The 1,631-nt window shown below is 57.7% G+C and carries 1 rRNA gene; it reads right to left on the bottom strand.

From position 1 onward, the window contains the following. Positions 1–105: 105 nt before the first annotated feature. Positions 106–1,630: ribosomal RNA gene (locus ACFRAU_RS25915) — 16S ribosomal RNA — on the bottom strand. Position 1,631 lies beyond the last annotated feature (1 nt).

Genomic DNA, 1,631 nt, shown 5'->3' with positions numbered 1-1,631 from the left:
CTTGAGCACCCGCCGCAGAACGATCGCCTGCGCAGCGGGCCTTTACTCCTGACAACACCGGCACCCGGGCATACACCCGGACACCACGCTGTAGGTGCTCCTTAGAAAGGAGGTGATCCAGCCGCACCTTCCGGTACGGCTACCTTGTTACGACTTAGTCCCAATCGCCAGTCCCACCTTCGACGGCTCCCTCCCACAAGGGGTTAGGCCACCGGCTTCGGGTGTTACCAACTTTCGTGACTTGACGGGCGGTGTGTACAAGGCCCGGGAACGTATTCACCGCAGCGTTGCTGATCTGCGATTACTAGCGACTCCGACTTCATGGGGTCGAGTTGCAGACCCCAATCCGAACTGAGACCGGCTTTTTGGGATTAGCTCCACCTCACAGTATCGCAACCCTTTGTACCGGCCATTGTAGCATGCGTGAAGCCCAAGACATAAGGGGCATGATGATTTGACGTCGTCCCCACCTTCCTCCGAGTTGACCCCGGCAGTCTCCCATGAGTCCCCACCCGAAGTGCTGGCAACATGGAACGAGGGTTGCGCTCGTTGCGGGACTTAACCCAACATCTCACGACACGAGCTGACGACAACCATGCACCACCTGTGAACCGGCCCCAAAAGGGGAAACCACATTTCTGCGGCGATCCGGCCCATGTCAAGCCTTGGTAAGGTTCTTCGCGTTGCATCGAATTAATCCGCATGCTCCGCCGCTTGTGCGGGCCCCCGTCAATTCCTTTGAGTTTTAGCCTTGCGGCCGTACTCCCCAGGCGGGGCACTTAATGCGTTAGCTACGGCGCGGAAAACGTGGAATGTCCCCCACACCTAGTGCCCAACGTTTACGGCATGGACTACCAGGGTATCTAATCCTGTTCGCTCCCCATGCTTTCGCTCCTCAGCGTCAGTTAATGCCCAGAGACCTGCCTTCGCCATCGGTGTTCCTCCTGATATCTGCGCATTTCACCGCTACACCAGGAATTCCAGTCTCCCCTACATCACTCTAGTCTGCCCGTACCCACCGCAGATCCGGAGTTGAGCCCCGGACTTTCACGGCAGACGCGACAAACCGCCTACGAGCTCTTTACGCCCAATAATTCCGGATAACGCTTGCGCCCTACGTATTACCGCGGCTGCTGGCACGTAGTTAGCCGGCGCTTCTTCTGCAGGTACCGTCACTTTCGCTTCTTCCCTACTGAAAGAGGTTTACAACCCGAAGGCCGTCATCCCTCACGCGGCGTCGCTGCATCAGGCTTCCGCCCATTGTGCAATATTCCCCACTGCTGCCTCCCGTAGGAGTCTGGGCCGTGTCTCAGTCCCAGTGTGGCCGGTCACCCTCTCAGGCCGGCTACCCGTCGTCGCCTTGGTAAGCCATTACCTCACCAACAAGCTGATAGGCCGCGAGTCCATCCAAAACCGCAAAAGCTTTCCACCCCCCACCATGCGATGAGGAGTCATATCCGGTATTAGACCCAGTTTCCCAGGCTTATCCCAGAGTCAAGGGCAGGTTACTCACGTGTTACTCACCCGTTCGCCACTAATCCCCGGTGCAAGCACCGGATCATCGTTCGACTTGCATGTGTTAAGCACGCCGCCAGCGTTCATCCTGAGCCAGGATCAAACTCTCCGTTGAA

Origin of the sequence: Arthrobacter sp. NPDC056691 (assembly GCF_042791415.1) — a bacterium.
Lineage (GTDB): Bacteria > Actinomycetota > Actinomycetes > Actinomycetales > Micrococcaceae > Arthrobacter.
Note: the sequence above shows the minus strand (reverse complement) of the source record. Positions and strands in the feature narration are given on the sequence as shown.